This is a genomic window from Paenibacillus graminis, from assembly GCF_000758705.1.
GTDB classification, from domain to species: Bacteria; Bacillota; Bacilli; order Paenibacillales; family Paenibacillaceae; genus Paenibacillus_AQ; species Paenibacillus_AQ graminis.
Map to the genome: position 1 here is coordinate 5,288,905 of NZ_CP009287.1, position 16,590 is coordinate 5,305,494.

The window sequence follows — 16,590 nt, forward strand, 5'->3', positions numbered from 1 at the left end:
ATTATTATCCTCCATTTATATAGTTAAATTAGATTCAAGTCCATATGAATGATAAATCTGGGTTTTAGCATAGTTCCCGAATTTGCATAATGTTCTTCTGACCTTTCAGCAATTCGAAGATTCTATCCCTAGTAAGATTGCCCTCACCATTCTCCACTGCATTAACCTCAAAATTTCTTTAGATCCCAGTTTATTTCAACAGAAAACCCTTTGAGAAAAATTTAAACCGGGATCAAACCAAGGTCCTTCAAGAGGTTCTTGAAATGCTTGATTGCAAGTATAATTTCGAGTTATCCCTTTATGTCTAGGATATGTCGGCGCTAGTGTTGTAAAAAATCTTCATTGCTTTTTCAATATCAACTTTCATAGCATATGTTGCAGCGACAGATACGTTATGGAAGAAGTTTTCTTGAGTATCTCCGAGTAATTTTTCTACTCCTTGAACGCCTGCTCTAGCCATATAAGAATAATAATTAATCTTACGAATTCCTTTGTCGATTGAAGTAATATAGTCTTCCGGACTTACTCCGGAACCGCCATGCATTACTAGCGGTATGTTTACCAAATTCCGGATTTTCTCAATTCTGTCGAAATCCAGTTTGGGTTTTGCTTTATAAAATCCATGTGCAGTTCCAAAGATCGCAGCCAATGCATCAATCCCGGTTTCCTTCACGAATTTATCTGCCAAGTCCGGATCGGTATAGACGCTATCCATAGACGGAGCAGGCTCACTTCCTCCTGACTCACGGCTTCCTAGAACACCTATCTCCGCTTCAACGCTCGCCCCATGTTTTTTTGCTAATTTAACCGCTTCAACTGTGTTTTTTACGTTCTCTTCGTAGCTTAAGAGTGAACCGTCGTACATTATAGAAGTAAAACCAAGTTCCAACGCTTTTTCTACATACTCCAGAGTTTCACCATGATCCAAGTGAACACATACAGGGATCTTGGCATTCTTCGCAAATTGCAGCATAACGGGACCAATGTAATCAAGCGGCATAATGTTTTCATGTAACTGAGCGTGACTGATAATTACCGGAACGTTTAATTTTTCAGCAGTTTCAATCACAGCTATGATGCTTTCCAAATTAGGCGTATTAAATGCACCGACAGCATAGTTATGCTTATCGGCTAACTCTAAAATTTCTTTCAAGGTAACTAACATTTTATTTCCCCCTTTTTAATTTCCCAAGCTTCGTGTCCTTCGATCATTCCAATTTCAACTTGGTAAGTCATCGTTTCTCCTGGATTTATGAATTTAAGTGTATTGTCTTTTCGCATAACATCTCTTCCGTCGGGGTGACAATTACCCGGTTCTAACCCCAGCACATAGTCTTTATAGCCAAGCATTTTCCACTCTGTAAAGTAATTCAACGTACTAGTATCAAAAGCTATATACAGTCCCTTCTGGATTGACGGATTATATATTGTTGCTAATCCAATGTTATTATCAAACCGGTGATAATAACATTGCTCTTCGAAATTTCGTTGAGGCTCTAAAATTTGGTTCCAACGTTCAATATCATGCTCAGCATTCACGTTTCTTGCTGCTATGTGATCAGAAGGAATAATCAGCTCGGCATGTTCGCTGAGCAACGGATATCCGATGTTCATGTGATACAAAATCATAAGCGGGTCCACGCGGTCCCCCCTATTTTCAATTCGATCTACGATTCTGATAACATTTTCCCGTTTTGAGCAGATGATCGTTCTGTGCATCATCAGTTTTTCCGCAAAAATTCCCATGAGGTTAATTACTGCATGAATTTCAATTTGCTCATCATTCTGAGTATGGTAAACTTGTTCCGCTGGTGTATTGCTAACAGTTCCGTGCAGAGACAGTTTCTGACCATTATCTTCACAAGGGCTTCCCACAGCATTTATCCCGCAGGTCGTCAAAAATCCTGCGGTAAAAGATTTTAAAAAACCTGCTTCTTTATCGTCGTAATATGCTGGTGCAACATATCCACTTGGGGAGATATAGGCAAAATTATCTCCTTTAAAAAACAATCTGGATATATCTGCAGCTCTATCAACTGAAACAGTGAAATGAAGGCCCTGGCCATTCCGCACTTCCAGCAATCGCATTCCATCGCCCTTGCCTCCAACCAGCCGATGCTCCTCGACACCGCTGCACTGGGAGGAATGCCCGATATATTTATTAATCATCTGGACTTTCACCCCTTTATTAGTTCGACACTTCATTTTCTCCTATTCCATTGCTAGTACTTCTTTGGCAGCTTCGTAACATTTTTTATATCTGCGATACCACTTCGCATATTGTCTGTGTTTTTCTAGATCAGGGTAATAAGTCTGTTTAATCTTGATAAATACCTGCTCGGCTTCCTCAATGGATGTATATATTTCGCAAGCCACCCCTGCTAGCATAATGCACCCTAAAGTACCTGATTGGTCCGCTCCCAATGAAAGGACAGGTTTGTTAAGAATATCAGCTTTCATTTGTAGCCATATATCCGAATTGGCCCCGCCACCTGTTGCACGCAATGCTTGAATATGAATACCCGCTTCAGCTAGCCGTTCGATGTTCAGTGCCATTTCAAAGGTTACACCTTCCATAAGGGCTTGGTAGATTTCCCACCGATTTGTTTCTGTGGTCATGCCAAAAATAGCGCCTCTTGATTCAGGATCCATGTAAGGCGTGGCTGCTCCTGAGAAATGTGGCAACACCAGCAGTCCTGATGGTTTAGAAGCATCAAGCTGCCCATTAAAAAAGTTATAAGGGTTTATTCCCAGTTCTTTTGCTGTATCCGCTTCCAAAGGAGCAAGTTTATCACGGTACCATTTGAGCAAAGCTCCGCCGGTAAACGAAAAAGCGTACGTTACATACTGACGGTCTACAAATGGAACTATCGCGTAACTTCCTTTATAAAGCGACTGCCGGCTAATCTCCGCGCCAAAAACGGGAGTGATGCATTCAACAGTTCCTGTACCATCAACTGCCATTCCCGGTTTCCGTACACCTGTCCCTATAGCTGCTGCCACTTGATCATGACACCCTGAAACGATAATAGCTTGATCGAATACCCCTATCTCTTGCGCCAACTCTGTGCGTATTTTACCTGCTTTGCTACCTATTGGTACGGTTTCAGGAAATAAACTCCGATCAATTTCCGCAAACTGCAGGATCGACTCATTCCATTCCAGCGAATTGATATCAAAAGCCATCGTTCTGCTTGCAAGCGAATAATCCATTTGCCGAATGCCGCTAAGCTTATATACGATGTAGTCTCCAAATAGGCAAATCTTCTTGCATTTCTCAAACAGCTCAGGCTGATTTTCTTTATGAAACATAATTTTGGAAATGCTGTACATGGGGCTGGGGTTTAACCCTGTTATCTGAGCTAGTTGTTTTTTGCCAAACTGCTCTAACAATCGTTCACATTGCTCATGGCCTTTATGGTTTGTATATAGCAGGGAAAAGGTTAATGGATCATCATTGCTATCAAGTAGTATAGCAGCCTCTCCAAAAGACGTAACACCTATTGCCATAATGGATTCAATGCCTTGGGCTGCTTCTTGTAATACAATTTTTGTTTGCTGCCAAACGAGTTCTGGATCCAAAGAATGTTCTTCTTTTAAACTGGTATCATATTCACGATAGGCTTCACTGAGAAAATTACCAAATCTATCGTATACAGTACATTTACATCCGGTTGTACCAATATCGATTCCAGCTATTGCCATAGAGGTCACCTCCTCTAAGTAGTATTTTTGATTTTGCTACGCATTGATCTTATCACTTACGAAATGTATGATTATAGTAACTATTGATCAAAAAAATAGTAATTTTGTTCTTCGGAGGTACAGTATGGGATTGCTATTTAATCTAATTGATTTGAAAGAACTGCTGCGCAATTTTTACACACTAACTAACATTCGTACAGTAATCTTCGATGAGTTTTTTCATGAATTAGCCGCCTACCCTACTCGCCATTCATCTTACTGTCATCTCATTCGTAGCGATCCACGTGCTGAATCGACTTGTATCCGGTGTGATCAGGAAGCTTGCATTCAATGCAAAACACAACAAAGTTTATACACCTATCAATGTCATGCCGGGTTAACAGAAACCGTGGTACCGATTAAAGCCGAGGCTCATGTTATCGGCTACATCATGTTCGGCCAAGTTCTACAAACTGAATCACGTGAACAATTGTGGAGTGAGATAAGTAAAGAATTAAGCTCATATAATCTTGATCTAGAAGCCCTTCATCAAGTTTTCATGAAAAAAAGATATATCTCCAAGGAAGTCATTAATGCGTATGCCAAAACGATGGAGATGAGTGCAAGCTACCTTTATTTATCCAGAAAATTAGTACTGAAAAAGGATTCCCTAGCCCAAAAGATTGATAATTATATCTCCACACATATTCGCGATGATCTTTCGGTACCTACTCTTTGCAAGTTTTTGGGTATTAGTAAATCACATCTTTATAAGCTCTCGCAACAAAGTTTCGGCATGGGAATAGCCGAACATATCCGCAGCATACGTATCCATCAGGCTAAACAGCTTTTAGGTGATACAGATGCGCATATTTATGAGATAGCAGAACAAGTGGGTATACCCGATTATAACTACTTTACCAAGACATTTAAGCGAGAAACCGGAGTTCTTCCAACTGCCTATAGGAAGGAAAGTTCTCTCCGGTAGAATAAAATTTCCGAGTAAAAACAGGAGCAAACTTTTGTTTCCCTTCTTTACTCCTGTTTATATTTGGATACTTGAGCAACGATTATAGAACCGGTCTCTTTAATACTCGAACGCATTTTATGGGGAGGGAAATTTAAATTTGATTAATAGAAAACGAAAAAAGATATCTTCCGGACCCTACCAGCAGTTTTTGCCCTTGAGTAATTTGTTCTACACCGTAAAGCCCCGATACCTGATCCGGTTGTACTCCGTTCTCTAAAATCCGCTTTGGCCAGCTGCTCGGAATAATGATTTCTGCCGTTGTATTTGCTGGAATTACAACATCCAATTCCGCCGAACCATCCTGCTGTACCCTCCAAGCTGATCGGATTGTTCCGTACACAGATTCCAATGAAGTCTCTATCCAGGTAAAATGCTTGCCTATTTGCGGCTTAATCTGTATTCTCTTATAACCCGGTTCCAGTAATTCAATTCCACCAGCCACACGGTACAGCCAATCTCCGATGGCACCATAAGCATAATGATTAAAAGAGTTCATACCATCGCTCCAGAAGGAGCCGTCCTGCTTGATCCCATCCCAGTGCTCCCAGATCGTGGTTGCTCCTTGGAGCACTGAGTATAGCCAGGAAGGGTATTCCTTCTGCAGCACCAGCTCGTATGCTAAGTCTGTATAACCGAAACGTGATAGAACAAGACAAAGATAAGGCGTACCTACAAACCCGGTTGTCAGGTGGATTCCATTCTCTTTCACATGATCGGCCAGCATCCCAGCCGTGCGGAGACGGTCCCTCTCCTCCAGAAGATCAAACATGAGTGCTACTGAATATGCCGTTTGTGTTGGCGAGGCGACCCGCCCACCAGGGGTTACGAATTCCTTACGAAAAGCACGGATTATTTCCTGGTGCAGCCGGTGATACTTCTCCGCATCCTCCGCTTTCCCGATCACTGCCGCAGTCTTTGCCAGGAGCTCCGTCGAATATGCATAGTATGCAGTGGCTATCAGATCCTTTGGTGTTGCCCCAATGTAGCTGTTCTCTTTGGCATCCAGCCCCAGCCAATCCCCGAAGTGGAATCCCGTATTCCATAGGAATTCGTCTTCTCCTTGTGAGCGGATATACTCAACCCACGCCCTCATGCTTGGATATTGCGTACGAAGTACCCGTATGTCACCATAGCATTGATACAGCGTCCATGGACAAATAACTGCAGCATCTCCCCAAGCAGATGAACCATATCCTGCTGCAGGAACATCGGGAATGACATGCGGAACTCTTCCGTCAGCTTCCTGATCCGCAGCTAAATCCTTTAACCATTTTTCAAACAAGGGTACTACGTTCATATTGAAAGCAGCCGTGCGGATAAAGACCTGCGCATCCCCCGTCCAGCCCAATCTCTCATCGCGCTGTGGACAGTCTGTCGGAATATCCAAAAAGTTACCCTTCTGCCCCCATACAATATTGTGCTGCAGCTGATTCACCAGTTCATCCGAACAGCTGAAACTGCCTGTCGGCAACAAATCCGTATGAATCACGCAGCCGGTGAAATCCTTCAACAATGGAGTTTTCGGTAAGCCCTCGACTTTTACATAACGGAAGCCTTGGAAAGAGAGATATGGCTCATATCCTTCTTCACCGCCGCCACGGCAAGTATACGTTATGGCTTGCTTAGCAGAACGCAAATTTTCGGAATAGAAATTCCCGTCCTTGTCCAGCACCTCAGCATGTTGCAAAATAACTACTGCTCCAGCTTCAGCTGTCACTTTAAACCGTACCCATCCGACCATATTCTGCCCCATGTCCAGTACAGTTTCGCCTTTTGGCGTATTGATGACGGCGACGGGCTTAATGGTGTCGATGATCCTTGTTGGTTCATTCTCCTGGGCGACCAATGTTGTAGCCGGAGGACTTGTGACCGCCGCCTTGGTCCATTCCTGATCCGCATAACCGTAATGGGACCATCCGTTCAGCTCAAGTCTTGCATCATACGTTTCGCCATGGTACAACTCCGACATCAGCAGCGGGCCAGTTGAGACACGCCAGTTTTCATCTGAAATAATGATTTGTTCAGACCCATCAGACAACGTGAGATGTAATTGTATGAGCAATGCTCGCGTTTTCCCATAAAAATCCTTTTTTCCTTCCCATGCCAAATATCCCTTGTACCACCCGTTTCCTACAATACAGCCAAGCGCGTTTTCTCCGGCAGTTATCAAAGAAGTTACTTCATAGGTCTGATACTGGAGGCGTTTGTCATAGCTGGTCCAGCCGGGGTTGAACAGTGTATCGTCGGCCGGTGAGCCGTTTACATACAACCTGTACAGCCCTAAGGATGTTGCATAGATCCGTGCTGATACTACATCATCTGGAACTGTAAATTCTGTTCGAAAATAATCACATGGCTCATTCTCGTCTTTAAGGATGCCGGAAGATGTCTCAATCCAATGCGCCTGCCAGTCATTTTCCGTTAAGAAGGCCGTTTCCCAGTACGCCGGTTCACTCCACGTTGGTGGATTACCTAGATTGTCCCATACCCGAACTCTAAAATAATAACGGGTACACGACTTCAAGGCAGGACCTTGGTATTCAACATGTACACTGTGATCGGACTCTTCTCTCCCTGAGTCCCATACAACTTGGACTGTAAAATCTGGAGCATATGCCACTTGAACTTGATAGGCGGACTGGATAAAACCCCTGGTTTCAGTGCTGATGAGCCAGCTAAGCCGGGGATGGGGATCGTCGATCCCCACAGGATTGCTTTTATAATTTACTTTAAGATCTACTACGCTAAAGCTAAGCACCGCTATCGCTCCTCTCCGAATACATTTCTTGGCCCTGCCAGTTTAGAAGCCTGAATATGATCTTCTCTGGTATACTACGTCTATTGTAGGGGGAGAATACAATCGTTATGGGGGACAATTCCGACATTTTAATAGGTCGATTTAGACATTTCATCTAGACTTTCAGGGATTGTTCTCGTACTTTTAAATTCAATCTGAATCACTAGCGTTGCATAAACCTTAAATCCAATATCGACTGAAAATTAAACAAAGTGCAGAGGCTGTTACCGTACTGATGAGGATGTTGGAGTTAGTCATACCGAAATCCTGAAAAAATCGCGTATCCCATTTGGATAACGCGATTTTATGTCCAATGATTTTAATCGGACAGGTGTGAAGAACATGAGGAATGTATGCGAGATGCTGCCTCTGCCGGGGCTGCTGGCGGAAACGGCGGGGGTTGTCGTTGACGTTCCCTAGCGCAGCTTGTTGACGAGCGAGAGATCGGAGCAGAAGATGATACTGCCAGCTCTGGGAGTAGATATTCTATCTTTATAGGAACAGCGGCTTGCATCATTGCGAAGGGCTGTCTCACAAGGCTGAATTCCTTGGGGGACAGCTCTTTATCGCTGTTCAACAGAAGTGTAGATGGACGCGTTATAAAATGAAAGCATTTTTATTCTGGTTTATTCAATGTACAATGAAACCTATGTAGCTTCGAGGGAAAGAAATAATGATTGGGCTAAGGGCGGCATCATGTTCGTAACACGTTTGAAAAGCAATGCGCACATTGAACCGCTAGAAGAATATATTGTCCCTATGGGAGTGTGGTCTCCGCCGATTGCGAGTCAGAATCGGCTCGCAACAGAAGAAAATGATGCATCCGCTCCGGATGATCGAGACGCAAAATTCTGAGGGTAATCAGCTCTCCCTGGTTACGAATCGCTTCTATCTGAATAAGTGAAAAATAACGCAGTCGCTGGGCAATTGAAATGTTCTTTAAGTGGATCAAGCAGCACTTGCAGATCAAGCATTTCTATGGCACAAGCGAGCAAACGGTGACCAACCAGATATGTATTGCTCTTATTGCATTTTGCTTGCTAATGTATTTTGTTGACATTTTTACTAATAATCCAAATAGAAAACATCCTTTAAGAGATGTTCACCCTTTTTCATTTTTCACTTCAAAAAGTTGTTTTCTGAAAATTCATTCAGTTCAATTGATGATCTTTTATGTAACGCTAGTGAATTTGAATAGAATATAAGGAAGGGATTTATACATGAAAGTCAGACAGAGCACCTACGTTATGTCAGGAGACAGCTTTTTCGAACCGGATATTCCGATTTTTGTGAACCGGGCTCACGAAACGTTCGATCTACATACGCATTCCCATGAATTTGTTGAGATTACGTATGTCAGCCAAGGCTCGGGGGTTCATTATATTGACGGCGAAGCCGTTTCAGTAGAACATGGTACGTTGTTTTTCATTCCGGTAGGTCATAGTCATGTATTCCGGCCTTGGACCACCAAAAAGGACCACCCCCTTATCGTCTATAACTGTTTGTTTCAGATAGAGTATTTAGCAGAGCTTCGTACCACCTTACATCAGGCTTCGGACATTTGCAGTTTTTTTACTGATGAGCATTTGCCATGGTTCTCTCTGAAAGACACCACAGGTGCATACCATGTCATGTTCCAGGAATTGCACCGTGAATTTTCAGCTAAAGCACCGGGATACTTGGCCGTTCTTACTTCACTTATCGTTCGGATCTTAACTGGTTTATACAGACACCGTTTGCAAATCAGCACACCTGTCGGAGACAGACCGCAATGGAGCACGATTGACGAAGCCATTGCCTTTATTCACTCCAATTATGGCAGTGGAATTAAACTGAGTGAATTGGCAGCAAGGGCAAATCTTAGCGAACGTCAATTCAGCAGGATCTTCCAGCAGCAAACTGGTATGAGCTTTACTGATTACCTGCAGACCATACGCATGGACGCCGCATGCCGTCTGCTGTCCGGAACACGCAGCAGCATAAGTGAAATTTCTGCCGTGTCCGGATATGCGGATTTAAAATTTTTTCACCGGGTGTTTAAAAACAAAATCGGAGTGACTCCCCGGCAATATAGGGAAGCTATGTGGGAGCAATAATAATTTTTGTTAAAGAGCATACTGAAGAGGCCTCTAGAAGCTTTATAACTTTTAGGGGCCCTGCATACTGAATTATTGTTAAGGCTATTATCATATATATCGTTGGTGTTAAAAAGAGCAATTACGAAGCAACATATATTCTGCATTTGAATTTCTTCACTGAAGAATATAAAAAAGGATTAGATATGGAATTGTAATCTCCAAAAACATTCATAAGAAGGTTAAATTAAAATATGTAATAAGGACAGAACGTACGACAATAAATTAGATTTCATAGAAAACTAAATTGCTATATTTGATTCAGTATTTACTATAAGGAGATATTTTACAATGATAAAATAAAGGCAAAGGAGTCATACGAGACCCCTTTTCATTCTTATACTGGCCACGATACTTTATAGAATAGTATTTAGAATTTCTTGATAACCAAGGCGACATTCATTCACCCATTCTGGATGACTGTCGTCTTTTAATTTCAATTAAATTTCAAACAAGCATGAGCATTACACTTCCATACCTGCTATAAAATTTTCCATTTCCCCAAATTAATCGACTCTTTCACTATCACTTCCCATTTAATACATGAAAGGAATTGAAAGATTGGCAAAGAATCTTCCCGCCTTTTTTTATCGTTATATGTAAATATCAATTTATTCCCTTTTGTGAATTTTTTTTGATTTTTCGAGAAAAAGGTAGCCCTTTCCGTCTTCAAATGCCATTTAAAGAATAGAAAGGAGGGGAAATAATGAAAATCCATTCTAAAAACGATCAGGTTGCTTTTGTCGAAAAAGCGTTTAGTAGTTATGTGAAATCGTGCCTTACTTATAAAAGCCGAAATCTATTTAAAGTTCATGATCAAGAGAGCAGCCAAACGCAATCCCTGCAAGAAACAAGTGAATGGATACTAAACAAAGATAATTTAGATTCTAATACTTTTTCGTTTATTGACGATAAGGAAACTTTAGTTGAACTAACCCGCTTATTAAGCGCTTTCGAAAAAAAGCTTCTTTATTTGAAATTCCATGAAGATAAAGCAGACTGGCAAATAGCTGGAATACTTGGAGTAAGTAGACAAGCAGTAAGCAAAGCTAAGAAAAAATCATTGCAGAAACTGAAAAATAATTTAGATCCTTAACAAAGACTCATCTCTTATTGTTTATTCGCCCCCCCCCCCCTTTTTTTGATGGTTACTATAAAAAATATTAAAGGGAGGATGTCATTATGCGTGAAGTGGTAGAACTTATCAATCTGTCTCAAAAAGGTGACAAACAGGCAGAAGCCGAGTTGATTAAAAGGTATGAAGGGTTAATTTATAAGTTGTCCTGGCATAACGGCATATACAGTGAAGATTGCAAACAACAATTAATATTGGAATTTATTCTAGTGGTACGTCGCTTTGATCTAACTCGTTACCTGAAAGTATTAGAATAAATTTCGATTTTTATTGGCAATTCAGTTGCTTTATTTATAAATTTTATCATTTATTAGTTGAAGGATATAATAGTGAATTCTAAGCTTTCCTTCAATATTTGCGATCCTTGAGAAAATCATATTAACTTATCTCAAATACTTTACTCTTGCATCCGTGAAAATGGAAAGCGCACAAGCGGAGACGCCACGATGATCCATCTAGATCCGCAAGATCAGAAATGGGTTTAAGCGAATTATCTCCGGCTTGTATCCATCTTGGTAAGTGGAATCGCAACGATCTGCAAGAGGGATAATGATACTTCTGCCTGGCCAACGTAACGGTATTGGGGGCAGCTCGCTCGGATGAGGGGGAGTCTCTGTATAAGAACAGAGCTATGATGTCGAATCACCAACGACAGTTTGAGATATTTTTCTGTTAACAATATATTGATAATTTATTTTAATGAATTTAGTTTTAATTTAACCATTCAGGTAATTGTACTTCGGTACAACTTATGAAATGGAGGTTAGAACATGTATCAATTCCCACTTGCAGCAATCAATCAACAAGAGGCATACGATCTTGTATTTGAAAGTTTCCCGGATGTAGTAAACATTACCGAAATGTGCGAAATGCTCGGCGGTATAAGCAGCAAAACTGCTTATAAATTACTCCAAGAAAACAAAATCAGTCATTTTAAAATAGGCCGGGTATATAAAATTCCTAAAATAAACATTTTAATATATCTCAACCTGTTTTCGTTCACCTTTAATGGCCAGCACTTCGACGCTTTACCGCATTGAACCGACACTTCTATACGTGTTATAATTAATGCGTCAATGGTAGGATCAATGCGGGCTGCTATGAAGGAGGAATATTCATGGTAGCAGGCCACCTACAAGAAAAAAAAGGGCTTTTTTATATGGTCTTGAATTGCAAGGATGAAGAAGGTAAGAGAAAACCAAAGTGGATTCCTACTGGTCTTACAGTAAAAGGAAACAAAAAAAGAGCTGAAGCATTATTATTAGAAACAAGAGTGAATTTTAGTCGTCTTTTAAATGCTGCTGAGGAAGAAACAATAGTTGAACAAATTATCGAAAAAAAACCAGTTGAGGAGCCTGTCGATCTAGGGCCACTGTTTTCTGAGTTCATGCTTCAATGGCTAGCTATGATGAAACATCAGGTTGAATTTATCACTTATGCTTCGTACCATAATGTCATTACTAATCATATTGTTCCTTACTTCGAAGAAAAGGGGTTATTTCTCAAAGAATTATTACCAAGTCACATACAAGATTACTATCAATATGAGCTTGAAGAAAATGGAGTAACAACCAATACGGTTCTCCATTATCACGCTAATATTCGCAAAGCGCTAAAGCATGCTCTTAAAAATGATTTAATTAACACTAATCCCGCAGATAAAATCGAACGACCTAAGAAGAATGATTTTGTCGGCAGCTTTTACAACAAGCAAGAGATCAATATCCTGTTTGAAAAAGTAAAGGGCGAACTGATAGAGCTAGCAGTCATTCTTGCCGCTTTTTATGGATTGCGGCGAAGTGAAGTAGTTGGGTTGAAATGGACAGCTATAAATTTTGAAAACAAAACGATTAGTGTTAGGCACACTGTAACTCCGGTTTATTTTGAAGGTCAGGAACACATCATTGAAAAGGACCGGGCTAAAAACAAACCAAGTCGCCGCACCTTACCTCTTGTGCCAGCCTTTGAGGAATTACTGCTGCGTATTCGTGAGCTTCAAGCTCTCAATAAAGCCATATGTGGTAAATCCTACTGCACTGATTACGAGGAGTATATCTATCTGGATAAGTTGGGACAACGAATTAAACCCGGCTTTATCACACAGAACTTTACTAAAACTCTTAAAAAAAATGGTCTTCGTCATATTCGTTATCACGACCTGCGTCATAGTTGTGCAAGCCTTCTACTCGCTAATGGAGTCAGTATGAAAGAAATTCAGGAATGGCTGGGACACAGCAACTATTCTACAACGGCCAACATTTATTCTCATCTAGAGTACAGTTCCAAAGTATCTTCGGCATCAACAATGAGTGGTGTTTTGGTCTTTTAATAAAAAAAGATCGTAATCCCCTCAACATTTCATGAGAGTCATACGATCTTCTCCTCATTCTCTCCTTCGGAAAAAGGAGAGAACTGCAGGAGAGAACTCGATAAAAAGTTCTCTCCCAAGCTGTTTCAAAAAACAAGGTTTTTCGGAAAAAACCCTTATAAATCAAGGATGCCGAGGACGGGGGTCGAACCCGTACGGTACTCACGTACCGCAGGATTTTAAGACATGAGTTTTCATATCAATGGAATGGAATAAAGCCCAAAAATCCAGTCAAATCAAGGCTTCAACCCGTTCTTGTATTGTTCTCGTTTGGACTGGTTTCTACTGGTTGACCTACAGCCTGCCCCCAGTTCGTCCCCAGCCCGCCCCCTGATTTTATTTGAGAAGAGCCGTATATTCTATAGACGGAAGTACCACTTTTACTATAACAGGAGTTTTGATCCCTTGCGCAGAAATTAAAATCTGTGCAAGGGTTTTTGCTGCTTCCTGGGTTATTGTCTGATTAATATCTATTTGGTGTAATTGCATGCCGCACTTCCTTTGCGCTCAATAATTATATTGTCAAATAAAAACTAAATGCAACCATATCAATTCCTTGAAACGATCTGGTTTCGAATTAACACATTTGTCAATAGGAATTTAACGCGCGAACCGGGTTATCAAGTTCGAATAAATGTGTTACATTGTAAATGAATTTTATAGTTAAGTTGCTTTCTTAAGGGCTTGTCTGCCAGGACAGGCCCTTGAGCATTTTAATGCCAGTTATACTGGATTTTTGACTGATCCCGAATGCATCATGAAGTGCTTTGTAACCTCCAGTGGACATAGTACATCGTTTTGTGTCCCTGGTTATAGAAGTATCAAAATATGCTATCTTATATTCCGAGTCCACCGCTTTTATTTTATTCAAATTTGCTAATACACCGCGATCCAGTCGTATAAAATTCAGTCCTACCTTTCCAAAAGCTGACTCCCAAAATCTCAGTGGGCCTACAGTATAATAATGACCTCTATCAGTATAGATAGATATTAAAACGCCATTATCAAATTGCATGTAGAGTATCTCATCGATTAATAATTGCTGAAGTCCTGCCCCATTTTCATTCTCCGTAACAGTTAGGTAATTCATAAAACCCCTCCATTCATTTTTTTCACCCCTTCATTAAGTGCCATCAATTTGTCCTTGTGTTATAATTCTCTCAAATCACCCTCTTAATTAAATATAGATATTGGAGGTATTATGGCGCTTCTTCAAGGGAAGTGCCTACTGCGGGATCTCCGAGAATCTGTCGGTTTTACTCAGGCAGATTTATCCACTCAACTTATGGATTTATATGGAGTCTCGATATCCACCAGCCACCTCTCGCGAATTGAGCGCGGAGAAAGACCCATGACAACTCTTCAAAAGAGAGCTGTTTGTTTGGTACTAAATTGTACTGAAAGGGATCTGTATGAATGGATATTAACGTAGTAGGCGGAGTGTTTGTCACTCCCCCGCGATAGAAGTTCCCCATAACACGCAATCCAATTCTAGTCAATAATCATTCCTAGCGCGAATATAGTTATATTAAATACCAAATTGTGTATTCTGTATATCTTATTTGGCTGGACAGATTTCCATAGCAAATCCATCTTAGTCTATTTACATTTTTACCTTTTTGTGATATAAAAAAGAGCCCTTCAGGGCTCTACGTAATAACTAATGTTGGGTTAAAAGAAAGTATCTGATCCGCCACCTCTTTAAATCTATAACTCGCTATCATACACCGCTTAGATTTATTGGAGATATCGTGATCGAAATATGCAATTTTCAATGTTTTGTCAAGCACAGTGACTTTTTCTAGATTCATGGAATTGCTACGATCAACTATCCCAAATCTATACCCACTACAATTCAGAACTTTATTCCAATATTTCAGAGTACCAACCATGAAGTAAACATCGTCCGCAGTATGTACGGCAACCTTGTCTGAACTCAATGCAAAATTAAGCATTAAAACAAGACCAGCGTCGATATTCAAAATACCTGATGTTCCTTCGGGATCGCGAGTTACGGTAAGTAGTATCACGTCCCCACCCCCAACCCCCGATTATTTAAGCAGTTCTTCAGGCACTTCTCCTGAATATACATACCACGCACTGTTTGTGCTTACTGTTCCCAAGGCAATAAGTCCCAAAAGCGCTGCCACATTAAGCAATGTATATCTTTTGATTTTAAAATAAATATTTTTCATGTTTTTTCACCTCCTTTCAATCTAATCAGTGAAATGCTTTGAGCGAAAAATGCGGCCGCCAGTACAGAAGAACCAATAAATATGTTTAGTGAAACAATTATCATAGAGATTAACTTTAACAAGGGGTAATACTTTTTTGGTGTTCGTGATTGCTTTTCAATGTTAGAAGGAGCATAAATGGCCACCAATATCAGGCTGATCAGCCCTACACTTAAGATATGTTTATATTGGAGGTCTGTCAGGGATATTGCGGTGATGAGTGCGGTAGAAAACAGCACGCATTTCATCCCAGACTTCATATGATATCCTCCTGAAGCTTGACGTAATAGTGGAAACGCCAGTAGTGCAATTATTACTTCTGCAATTCTCCCGGTGATCAATGAGATTAACAACGATAAAATAATGATCATTGCTGCATTGATAACTACCGAGAGCGCAAATCTCATTACCGCTGTTGATGTAGGGCTATCAGGGACATTTCTTTTTATACTTTCAGCCATTCTCATAGCAAGATATTCAATCACGTTCCTTCTCCTTTTTAATCGCAAAATAGATAAAGAATAATAGTGCAATTGATACAGAAATTACATCCGTTAAACTATTTCCGTTGTAAAGCAACCATACAGATGTAACAAGCGCAATGCCAATAAGTATGCATACATATAAAGTCTCGCGTCTCAGTCTCAGTCTTTCAAATTCGAATGTGAACCCTCCACCTAGCGCATAAAACATCCTTGCACCACCGATGCCTATTACGCTACTTATCACTTGTAGAAAGTAACCCTTCTCCGGATGTGAACTTAATTCAGAAACAGATAAATATCCAAATGATAATTGAACTAAACCAACTTGCAATAATACAAATGCGAAATAGCCCATAACTGAAATAACGGCTGACCACATAACTGGTATGCGAGTTACAGTAGTAAATAATAATATGAACAACAAAATGTTAATTAGAGGTACAAACGCTGGTAATTCTAGGTCTTTCCTCAGGAAAAAACTTTGTAAATCCATTAATAAAATAATAAATAGCGCCGGGAAAATGATCTCAGAAGGTTTTAGTCTAAACAGTGCACAGGTGATGAAATAAATAGCTATAAACTCCAAAGTTGAAAAGAAAACAAATCCCATAGGTTCCCACGACACTAAACAACACCGCCTGACATAATTTTCATCTACTAGATAAAGTATAAAACTTTTGACCTATATGAGTATAGTAAAATTTACATTATAACCACTTGCC

General features: G+C 40.5%; 18 protein-coding genes. 8 read left to right on the forward strand and 10 right to left on the reverse strand.

Annotated features, from left to right (window positions below; translation table 11 throughout):
- Positions 1-304: 304 nt before the first annotated feature.
- From PGRAT_RS22715 to PGRAT_RS22725, 3 genes are read right to left on the reverse strand one after another with little or no spacing between them, the layout of a single operon-like run.
- The gene (locus tag PGRAT_RS22715) at positions 305-1,165 is read right to left on the reverse strand and encodes a class II fructose-bisphosphate aldolase (RefSeq protein WP_025705932.1); all 861 of its coding nucleotides are present in this window, start codon (positions 1,163-1,165) and stop codon (positions 305-307) included.
- Entirely contained in the window at positions 1,159-2,169 is a 1,011-nt protein-coding gene (locus tag PGRAT_RS22720) for an aldose 1-epimerase family protein (RefSeq protein ID WP_025705934.1), read from the reverse strand. Before PGRAT_RS22720 ends, PGRAT_RS22715 begins: the two co-directional genes overlap by 7 nt.
- Positions 2,170-2,211: 42 nt before the next feature.
- On the reverse strand, positions 2,212-3,705 hold the full coding sequence (locus PGRAT_RS22725; protein ID WP_025705935.1) for an FGGY-family carbohydrate kinase: 1,494 nt from the start codon (positions 3,703-3,705) through the stop codon (positions 2,212-2,214).
- A 124-nt stretch (positions 3,706-3,829) separates the two neighbouring features.
- Between PGRAT_RS22725 and PGRAT_RS22730 the strand changes: the two genes are divergently transcribed.
- A complete protein-coding gene (locus PGRAT_RS22730; protein ID WP_025705937.1) occupies positions 3,830-4,672 on the forward strand; it encodes a PocR ligand-binding domain-containing protein in 843 nt (280 codons plus the stop codon).
- A 133-nt stretch (positions 4,673-4,805) separates the two neighbouring features.
- On the opposite strand, the gene PGRAT_RS22735 is transcribed toward PGRAT_RS22730, so the two are convergent.
- Positions 4,806-7,472: a family 78 glycoside hydrolase catalytic domain gene (locus tag PGRAT_RS22735; protein ID WP_025705938.1), complete on the reverse strand. Its 2,667-nt coding sequence runs from the start codon at positions 7,470-7,472 to the stop codon at positions 4,806-4,808.
- Between the two features lie 971 nt (positions 7,473-8,443).
- On the opposite strand from PGRAT_RS22735, the gene PGRAT_RS34975 reads away from it, so the two are divergent.
- From PGRAT_RS34975 to PGRAT_RS22760, 6 genes are all read left to right on the forward strand, one after another.
- On the forward strand, positions 8,444-8,716 hold the full coding sequence (locus PGRAT_RS34975; protein WP_081758844.1) for a hypothetical protein: 273 nt from the start codon (positions 8,444-8,446) through the stop codon (positions 8,714-8,716).
- 15 nt (positions 8,717-8,731) lie between these two features.
- Positions 8,732-9,607, forward strand: coding sequence for an AraC family transcriptional regulator (locus tag PGRAT_RS22740; protein WP_025705939.1), 876 nt, complete (start codon positions 8,732-8,734; stop codon positions 9,605-9,607).
- A 745-nt stretch (positions 9,608-10,352) separates the two neighbouring features.
- Entirely contained in the window at positions 10,353-10,742 is a 390-nt protein-coding gene (locus PGRAT_RS22745) for a sigma-70 RNA polymerase sigma factor region 4 domain-containing protein (RefSeq protein ID WP_025705940.1), read from the forward strand.
- 86 nt (positions 10,743-10,828) lie between these two features.
- The gene (locus PGRAT_RS22750; RefSeq protein WP_025705941.1) at positions 10,829-11,038 is read left to right on the forward strand and encodes a helix-turn-helix domain-containing protein; all 210 of its coding nucleotides are present in this window, start codon (positions 10,829-10,831) and stop codon (positions 11,036-11,038) included.
- 513 nt (positions 11,039-11,551) lie between these two features.
- On the forward strand, positions 11,552-11,821 hold the full coding sequence (locus PGRAT_RS22755; protein WP_042267267.1) for a helix-turn-helix domain-containing protein: 270 nt from the start codon (positions 11,552-11,554) through the stop codon (positions 11,819-11,821).
- 77 nt (positions 11,822-11,898) lie between these two features.
- Positions 11,899-13,110 carry a tyrosine-type recombinase/integrase gene (locus PGRAT_RS22760; RefSeq protein ID WP_025705943.1) on the forward strand — a complete coding sequence of 404 codons (1,212 nt, stop codon included), beginning with the start codon at positions 11,899-11,901 and terminating at the stop codon, positions 13,108-13,110.
- A gap of 375 nt (positions 13,111-13,485) precedes the next feature.
- Here PGRAT_RS22760 and PGRAT_RS33430 read toward each other — a convergent pair whose 3' ends face one another.
- Together PGRAT_RS33430 and PGRAT_RS22765 are read right to left on the reverse strand one after the other, a co-directional pair.
- Positions 13,486-13,638, reverse strand: coding sequence for a hypothetical protein (locus tag PGRAT_RS33430; RefSeq protein ID WP_155990406.1), 153 nt, complete (start codon positions 13,636-13,638; stop codon positions 13,486-13,488).
- 187 nt (positions 13,639-13,825) lie between these two features.
- The gene (locus PGRAT_RS22765) at positions 13,826-14,239 is read right to left on the reverse strand and encodes a LytTR family transcriptional regulator DNA-binding domain-containing protein (protein ID WP_025705944.1); all 414 of its coding nucleotides are present in this window, start codon (positions 14,237-14,239) and stop codon (positions 13,826-13,828) included.
- Positions 14,240-14,350: 111 nt separating this feature from the next.
- Here PGRAT_RS22765 and PGRAT_RS32610 point away from each other — a divergent pair, with 111 nt between their 5' ends.
- Positions 14,351-14,581 (forward strand): helix-turn-helix domain-containing protein, encoded by a 231-nt coding sequence (locus PGRAT_RS32610; protein WP_081758845.1) that lies wholly within the window; start codon positions 14,351-14,353, stop codon positions 14,579-14,581.
- 217 nt (positions 14,582-14,798) lie between these two features.
- Here PGRAT_RS32610 and PGRAT_RS22770 read toward each other — a convergent pair whose 3' ends face one another.
- From PGRAT_RS22770 to PGRAT_RS22780, 4 genes are read right to left on the reverse strand one after another with little or no spacing between them, the layout of a single operon-like run.
- A complete protein-coding gene (locus PGRAT_RS22770; protein WP_025705945.1) occupies positions 14,799-15,179 on the reverse strand; it encodes a hypothetical protein in 381 nt (126 codons plus the stop codon).
- 21 nt (positions 15,180-15,200) lie between these two features.
- Positions 15,201-15,344, reverse strand: a complete 144-nt coding sequence (locus tag PGRAT_RS32615; RefSeq protein ID WP_081758846.1) for a cyclic lactone autoinducer peptide — start codon at positions 15,342-15,344, stop codon at positions 15,201-15,203.
- Positions 15,341-15,868, reverse strand: coding sequence for an accessory gene regulator ArgB-like protein (locus tag PGRAT_RS22775; protein WP_025705946.1), 528 nt, complete (start codon positions 15,866-15,868; stop codon positions 15,341-15,343). The genes PGRAT_RS32615 and PGRAT_RS22775 overlap by 4 nt, the downstream gene beginning before the upstream one ends.
- Positions 15,861-16,493, reverse strand: a complete 633-nt coding sequence (locus PGRAT_RS22780; RefSeq protein WP_025705947.1) for a hypothetical protein — start codon at positions 16,491-16,493, stop codon at positions 15,861-15,863. Before PGRAT_RS22780 ends, PGRAT_RS22775 begins: the two co-directional genes overlap by 8 nt.
- Positions 16,494-16,590: the final 97 nt, after the last annotated feature.

What these genes read in the sequence shown, in the direction of transcription:
- PGRAT_RS22715 (WP_025705932.1), bottom strand. Translation starts at nt 1,165, where the DNA reads ATGTTAGTTACCTTGAAAGAAATTTTAGAGTTAGCCGATAAGCATAAC.
- PGRAT_RS22720 (WP_025705934.1), bottom strand. Translation starts at nt 2,169, where the DNA reads ATGATTAATAAATATATCGGGCATTCCTCCCAGTGCAGCGGTGTCGAG.
- PGRAT_RS22725 (WP_025705935.1), bottom strand. Translation starts at nt 3,705, where the DNA reads ATGGCAATAGCTGGAATCGATATTGGTACAACCGGATGTAAATGTACT.
- PGRAT_RS22730 (WP_025705937.1), top strand. Translation starts at nt 3,830, where the DNA reads ATGGGATTGCTATTTAATCTAATTGATTTGAAAGAACTGCTGCGCAAT.
- PGRAT_RS34975 (WP_081758844.1), top strand. Translation starts at nt 8,444, where the DNA reads ATGTTCTTTAAGTGGATCAAGCAGCACTTGCAGATCAAGCATTTCTAT.
- PGRAT_RS22740 (WP_025705939.1), top strand. Translation starts at nt 8,732, where the DNA reads ATGAAAGTCAGACAGAGCACCTACGTTATGTCAGGAGACAGCTTTTTC.
- PGRAT_RS22745 (WP_025705940.1), top strand. Translation starts at nt 10,353, where the DNA reads ATGAAAATCCATTCTAAAAACGATCAGGTTGCTTTTGTCGAAAAAGCG.
- PGRAT_RS22750 (WP_025705941.1), top strand. Translation starts at nt 10,829, where the DNA reads ATGCGTGAAGTGGTAGAACTTATCAATCTGTCTCAAAAAGGTGACAAA.
- PGRAT_RS22755 (WP_042267267.1), top strand. Translation starts at nt 11,552, where the DNA reads ATGTATCAATTCCCACTTGCAGCAATCAATCAACAAGAGGCATACGAT.
- PGRAT_RS22760 (WP_025705943.1), top strand. Translation starts at nt 11,899, where the DNA reads ATGGTAGCAGGCCACCTACAAGAAAAAAAAGGGCTTTTTTATATGGTC.
- PGRAT_RS33430 (WP_155990406.1), bottom strand. Translation starts at nt 13,638, where the DNA reads ATGCAATTACACCAAATAGATATTAATCAGACAATAACCCAGGAAGCA.
- PGRAT_RS22765 (WP_025705944.1), bottom strand. Translation starts at nt 14,239, where the DNA reads ATGAATTACCTAACTGTTACGGAGAATGAAAATGGGGCAGGACTTCAG.
- PGRAT_RS32610 (WP_081758845.1), top strand. Translation starts at nt 14,351, where the DNA reads ATGGCGCTTCTTCAAGGGAAGTGCCTACTGCGGGATCTCCGAGAATCT.
- PGRAT_RS32615 (WP_081758846.1), bottom strand. Translation starts at nt 15,344, where the DNA reads ATGAAAAATATTTATTTTAAAATCAAAAGATATACATTGCTTAATGTG.